This window comes from Peptostreptococcus russellii, assembly GCF_900110295.1.
GTDB lineage: Bacteria > Bacillota > Clostridia > Peptostreptococcales > Peptostreptococcaceae > Peptostreptococcus > Peptostreptococcus russellii_A.
Genome location: NZ_FODF01000037.1, coordinates 1 through 6,322 on the forward strand (window position 1 = coordinate 1; position 6,322 = coordinate 6,322).

Here is a 6,322-nt window from a genome sequence, read left to right on the forward strand (position 1 = left end):
CTCTTTTATATAACCAACCTGAGTTTCTATACAGCTTAGTAATATTTCTTCTTTTAGATCTTTGTATCTCATTACTTTTTTCTCCTTTAATATCTTTCTTTATTTCTTCATTTGTGTTACAATTATCCATAATATGTTTTATATTTAGTAAGGATTGTGAATTGAGTTGTTGCTTTGCAGCAGCTCTTTTCTTTTTATCCCCATTTCTTCTAGTTGCTTTTCTGTAAAAAAAGCAAATACAGCTATATTTTTGCTGGAAATAGTGCAAGGAAACTCAGTTCCTCTGCGTCTTTCCATCTTTATTAAACTTACATATTCCTTAAAATATTCTTTAGTTGCTTTTTTATCTCCATTTGCATGTATCTCTACCTTCTTTGTTAGTGGACTAATATATATACTTAATGGATCTAAAGCTTTAATCCACTCTATATTTCTGTCAATCCATTTAATACTCTTTTCTATATACATATTTTTACCTCCTATAAAAACGTTTCCCTTAACTCTTTACTCTTTATAAGGTTGAGCAAGTTGTTCCCTTCTGGTGTATCCAGTTTTTCTATCCTTTTAACTTTCTTATCCTTAGGATCTAGCCAAACCATTCTTTTAGTAGAATCCCCTATGCTATCTTCATATGCGTTAAAAGCCTCTACAGTTGCTCTAAAGTTTTCTGCTATCTCTCTACTTCTTATATATGTATCATATAAGATTGCCTTTTTTCTCATCACTTCAAAATCTTGATACTTCATACTTACACCTCTTCCAATCTAGTAAGATTTATATGATTTGGGAAACATTCCCTATAGCCGTTTTTGTGTAAAAAGCTAATGTAAAAAGGGTTTACATCAACAAGCTTCATTTTTAAGGTTTTAATCCCATTTCTGGTATCTCCAGCTACAAATATTTTGTAATGTTTACCTATCTTTAAATCTTTAAAGTTATAATCCTTCCTATTTCCCCAAGCTAAATCCGTTTGACTCCCACGACCTGTATGCGTCGCATGAATAATATTTTTTCTTTTCATTTTTATTCTCCTTACTGGTTAGCCCATCTAAGGTACATACATATGTACTCTAGTATTATTAAAAAACCATATTTTATTGCCCCTAATATATTTACACCCATTCTATCTACGCTCATTTTATTTATCTTCTCCTTTTTATTTAATTTTTTCATCTACAATAAGATCCTTAAAATCTTTGACATTAAAGGGTTCTAATCTCTTTCTAGCTGTTTCATCTAAAAGGATTTCTCTATACTTTAAGAAGTACCAAAACGCCAGATAATGGACTAATACTGCCCCCGCAGCCTTTATATATGCCATATGTGGAATCTTGCTATCTATTCTATTTGTCTCATATTCAAATTCTGCTAATCTTTTATTTGCTCCTGTAGACCCCAAGTTAAAAATCTCGGGTATATCTCTTGCTCTTAAAAACTTGTCTGCCTTAACTACTGCGTCTATTATCATTTTTTCCTCCTAATTATTTTTATTTTTTACTTTAATGTGTCATCATTCCATGTATATATCTCTCGCTGTGTTATAATATCCTTATCAGTATTGCCGTACTGAAATATATAGAAAGGAGCTATTTTGTATGAATTCAGACTATATACTAAAACTTGCTTTAAAATTTAGAAATGAACACAAAGCCGACACTATACAACTCATAGCTCATAATCAAGATGAGCTTATGTGTTTTATAAGTAACTTTCCAATACTTATACAAAGTGATTTTATAATCCCTATTAGTGATAACTATGATTTAACCTCATATGATATACCAGGGGATATTTTGTTCGAATTTAAACTTACTTCAAAGGCACTTGATTACTGCAAAAATCAAAACTTAATGTAATCTCGTACTTTTGCTTTTTGACATTGGCTGATACTGACTCAATAGCTTCAGCCAATGTTTCTTCTTGCATACTAGCTATTGTCTTTTTTAAATCTTTAGCAATCTCTTTTTTAAAGGCTTTTTCATCTTTATATTCATTGCTTAATTCTATTAAATCTCTCATTTTACACTCCTCTAAACTTATTAATAAAATATATTTGTCCCTTGCCTGTAACCTTTGGTGTCTTTGTAAGTCTTACAGATCCATCTGGATTAATATGTGTACTCTCCTTTATCTCCAACACTCCAAGTTCCATTGACCTTTGTGTAGGGAGGTTAAAGCTTTCACCTTTACGGCTTATTAAGTAACCTTCTTTTCTAAGCCATGCGAATAATCTGTTTTGGCCAATGTCTACTCCGTTTTGTTTTATCAACTTAGCCAATTCTCCTACCAAAATTGATTTTTTACTAGATTGAACACTATCGGCAAATAATACTTTTGGCTTATTCGTTTCTCTTTCTGCTTCCAATGTTTTTCTTTTTTCTCTTTCAACCTTTAATTCTTGTGCCACGCTTATAAGCAAGTCCGGATTAGCTAGTAATTCTTCTGTTGCATACATACCATGTTTCCTAATTGTTGGAAGTACCTCACTTGTTACCCATCTCTTGAATTTCTTTGCACTTGGTAATTCGCTTGCGAATATTAAATCGTACAATCCTGATTCATTAATTAAAATTTTGTTTGAAAAATCATTAATATTGTTCCAGAGGCTAGGGTATAAATCGCCGTAAGCCTTGTAGTTACAAGCTTGTAAGTCCTCTGCTGCTACATGTTGTTTCACTGCTCTATTTATATCCTTATATCCTAGTACCTCTGCAACATCTTTTCCAACAAACCAAGGTTCATTGTTAATTTCTAAAACTCTTACTTCTCCAAACTCACTGTTGTTAAATATTTGTAATTCGTTCATTTGTTTACCTCCCTGTTCATTTTTTCTTGCGTTTACGCAAGTTTTTAATTAAAAAAAATTCTCATTACTTCTTCGCCATTTAAGTCAAGTTCTTTTTTTATAGACTGTATTTCATTTCTCGTAAAATCGCTAATACCGCTCTTTTTTCTATAGAGAGATGATACACTTATACCAAGTACTCTGGCTAAACCATTGTTATTTAAATTTTTTTTCGCCATATAATACATTAATAAATTTTTATCTGTCATTTTCTCACCTCCTCTTTCTTGCATTTACGTAAGTTTGTTTAAATCTATGATAGCACCATTTTTTTATATTGTCAATGCGTTTGTGCAAGTTTTTTTTATTATTTGCTTTTTTTCTTGCGTTTATGGTTATTTCTTGTTATCATTAAAAGTACAGAGAGGAGGTAAAGTGAAGTGAGTGTAATAAAAGAAAATAGAGAAAAGTTAGGACTAACAATGTCCCAACTAGCTAAAAAAGTTGGAGTTAGTGAGGGTACGGTATCTAGATGGGAATCTGGAAATATTGAAAATATGAAACAGAATAATATTATTTCTGTTTCAAAGGCACTAGGTATTTCTCCATTGGATCTACTGGAATGTGACAATGTAAAAAATAACGCTTCTCTAAGTACAGAAGATAAAAGTAATAAGTCACAAGAAACCGTAGAAAAGCGAATATTAAATGAAAACTATGATAAGTTAAATAAGGAAGATAGAACTATATTAGTAGATTTTTCTAATAAATTAGTAGAAAAGAAAAATAAAGGTGTAGAAAAAACGAATACGGATGAAAATAAATTGTATCCTATAAATGTAATATCCGCTTGTGCTGCTGGTATAGGTTATACTTACGGAAACAATGAATATACTACTTATTATACAGATAGAAACGATTTAAAACCGTATGACTTTGCTACAATGGTATCTGGAGATAGTATGTTCCCTAAATTTAACGATGGGGATATAATACTTTTAAAACAAGGTTATGATAATGTTAATGGTGATATTTATGCAATAGATTATGATGGGAAATCTTATGTTAAAAAACTATACAACGATGGGGATAGATATAGATTGGTTTCTATTAATGATAAGTACGAACCTATAAAAATTAATATACCTATAGAACCAGGGATCTATTTTAACATAATAGGTAAAGTTGTAGATAGTTTTACGCCTGTAAAATAAATTTATACTTCAATGATTTTATAGCTTTTAGGAGGATATTTATGAAACTAAAAAAAATAAAAGCATTATTTCTAACATTTACTTTTATTCTTACTTCAACTGTACCGGTATTCGCAGATACAAATGTATCCAGAATAGCTGGCAAGGATAGATATGAAACAGCTTTAAAAACTACTCAAAAGTTTTTTAATAAAGCAAATGGGAATTTGGGTGTTCTGGTAAGTGGCAATGATTTTAAAGGGGCATTATATGCTAGTCAATTAGCAAATGCTTTAAATGTCCCCTACTTCGTAAATGAAAAACATGGGATAAAAACAAGTACACTAAACGAAATGGCTAGACTGGGAATTAAAACCATTTATGTTATCGGTGATTATGAATATTTAGACAAAAGCATTGATAACACGCTACTATCTAGACAGATAAAAATAAAAAGGGTCACAAATAATATGAAAGATCATTACTACGAAGACATCCCTGGATTCGTAGATATTACAATATTTAATACACTTTGGAACGATGATGCCAAAGGAGATATTTCGAACGCTATACTAATTAACGATAATAAATTCCCAGACTTGCTTTCTGTAATTCCATTTACATCTTTGTTGGCTCGAAAATACAAGATGGCCCTATATCCTTTTAGATATAACGAAGAATATCCTATAAAAGATGGATACGGTTTTATTATAGGGGGAAGTGATTCTATACCACCCGACTATGTTAGCCTCCATAGCGACGAATTCCTACTTGGATTAGTTAAAGAAACGTGGATTGATGAAGAAGGTAATTATGGAGAATGTTATTCCGGTAGACTGGCAGGTGGGGATAGATACCAAACCGCAGTTGAAATTGCAAAAGCTTACAAACCCGTTTTAAATAAAGACATAAACACTGCAATTATAGTTAACGGAGAAAATTATGCCGATGCTTTATCGTCTGGAACTGTTGCCATGCATACAAACGGAGCAATATTACTTACCAGATCTAACAAATTAAATAAAAATACTAAACAATACATACAAGATAACAATATTAAAAATATTATTATAGTTGGTGGTGAAAGTTCAGTTTCAAAAGATGTTGAGAATGAATTAAGGGCATTAAATTAACAGTTAGCAGGGTTATCCCCTGCTTTCTATACATAATAAAAAGAACATATGTTTATAAAAAGGAGTATGAAAAATGTATACAGAAAATTTACCAAATGGAAAAGTTAAATTTATAGAAACTTATAAAGATCCGCTAACAAATAAATATAGGCGTGTTTCCGTAACTTTTGATAAAGAAAACGCTCAAACGCGAAAAAGGGCAATAAGGGAACTTGAAAAAAAGATAAATGAAAAGACAGCAATATCCACAGGAGATATTACATTCGAAGAATTGATTTCTATGTTCTTAAAAGAAAAAGAATTAAAGTATTCTTCTAAAGAAACTTACAAATATTTAATTAATCGCTTATATAATTTTATTGATAGAGATGCAATTGTAAATAGATTTACACCGGTTATTATAAATAAAAAAATAGAAAACTGTACTGCTACTGATATAAAAACATTAAAAAATATTCTAAATTTCGCATACAATAAAGATATAATTAATATAAAGATATCAGATAAATTAATTAAGAAAAAACCAAAAAAAGTAAAGAAAGATAAGCTATACTATGAACGTGAGGAAGTGCAAGAGATACTGAATAAAATTAGAAAAAATAATACATATGTAGATAATAATCTTGCATACATAATAGAATTTTTAGTAAATACAGGACTGAGAATTGGAGAATGTCTAGCACTTACTTACAGCGATGTTAATGGGGATGAACTTACAATAGATAAAAGATTGTATAAAAGAAATATAGATACTACTAAAACTAAAGCATCTACTAGAGTTATTGTTTTGAATAAAAGAAGTATCCAAATTATTGCGGAAACTAAACTTTTAAAGAGGATTCACGGCATAAAATCCGATTTAATTTTTACTAATAGAAAAGGGGAACTATATACATATCGAGCTATACATGCCCTTTTGCAGATTAGAGAACTCCCAACGGATTTACACAAATTTAGACATACACACGCTTCTTTACTGGCAGAACTAGGGTTTACGCTAGAAGAAATACAAAGAAGATTAGGACATGAAGATAGCAGCATAACTAAAAAGGTATATCTACATGCAACAAACAAAATGAGAGAACAAGAAAAAGAAAAATTTAGGAAGGTGAATATTTTATAATCCCCTTTTATTCCCCTTCACCTCTCCCTCTTCTCGCAAAAACCTTTATTTTTCAACGTCTCCATAATAAAATTATCTAACAAATTCA

General features: G+C 30.4%; 10 protein-coding genes. 3 read left to right on the top strand and 7 right to left on the bottom strand.

Features of this window, described 5'->3' with window-relative positions:
- Positions 1-144: 144 nt before the first annotated feature.
- The 7 genes from BMY82_RS08890 to BMY82_RS08920 form a co-directional block, all read right to left on the bottom strand.
- The gene (locus BMY82_RS08890; RefSeq protein ID WP_091976198.1) at positions 145-468 is read right to left on the bottom strand and encodes a hypothetical protein; all 324 of its coding nucleotides are present in this window, start codon (positions 466-468) and stop codon (positions 145-147) included.
- 11 nt (positions 469-479) lie between these two features.
- Positions 480-746, bottom strand: a complete 267-nt coding sequence (locus tag BMY82_RS08895) for a hypothetical protein (protein ID WP_091976199.1) — start codon at positions 744-746, stop codon at positions 480-482.
- 2 nt (positions 747-748) lie between these two features.
- Complete coding sequence (locus BMY82_RS08900; RefSeq protein WP_091976200.1) at positions 749-1,021, bottom strand: hypothetical protein; 273 nt, start codon at positions 1,019-1,021, stop codon at positions 749-751.
- Between the two features lie 135 nt (positions 1,022-1,156).
- Positions 1,157-1,468, bottom strand: coding sequence for a hypothetical protein (locus BMY82_RS08905; RefSeq protein ID WP_091976201.1), 312 nt, complete (start codon positions 1,466-1,468; stop codon positions 1,157-1,159).
- Positions 1,469-1,809: 341 nt separating this feature from the next.
- Positions 1,810-2,019 carry a hypothetical protein gene (locus tag BMY82_RS08910; protein WP_091976202.1) on the bottom strand — a complete coding sequence of 70 codons (210 nt, stop codon included), beginning with the start codon at positions 2,017-2,019 and terminating at the stop codon, positions 1,810-1,812.
- A gap of 1 nt (position 2,020) precedes the next feature.
- On the bottom strand, positions 2,021-2,806 hold the full coding sequence (locus BMY82_RS08915) for a phage antirepressor (protein ID WP_091976203.1): 786 nt from the start codon (positions 2,804-2,806) through the stop codon (positions 2,021-2,023).
- A 44-nt stretch (positions 2,807-2,850) separates the two neighbouring features.
- Complete coding sequence (locus BMY82_RS08920; RefSeq protein WP_091976204.1) at positions 2,851-3,054, bottom strand: helix-turn-helix domain-containing protein; 204 nt, start codon at positions 3,052-3,054, stop codon at positions 2,851-2,853.
- Positions 3,055-3,225: 171 nt separating this feature from the next.
- Here BMY82_RS08920 and BMY82_RS08925 point away from each other — a divergent pair, with 171 nt between their 5' ends.
- The 3 genes from BMY82_RS08925 to BMY82_RS08935 all read left to right on the top strand — a co-directional run bounded on the left by BMY82_RS08925 (position 3,226) and on the right by BMY82_RS08935 (position 6,234).
- Positions 3,226-3,999, top strand: a complete 774-nt coding sequence (locus BMY82_RS08925; protein WP_091976205.1) for an XRE family transcriptional regulator — start codon at positions 3,226-3,228, stop codon at positions 3,997-3,999.
- A 41-nt stretch (positions 4,000-4,040) separates the two neighbouring features.
- A complete protein-coding gene (locus tag BMY82_RS08930) occupies positions 4,041-5,111 on the top strand; it encodes a cell wall-binding repeat-containing protein (protein ID WP_091976206.1) in 1,071 nt (356 codons plus the stop codon).
- A gap of 73 nt (positions 5,112-5,184) precedes the next feature.
- Complete coding sequence (locus tag BMY82_RS08935; RefSeq protein WP_091976207.1) at positions 5,185-6,234, top strand: tyrosine-type recombinase/integrase; 1,050 nt, start codon at positions 5,185-5,187, stop codon at positions 6,232-6,234.
- Positions 6,235-6,322: the final 88 nt, after the last annotated feature.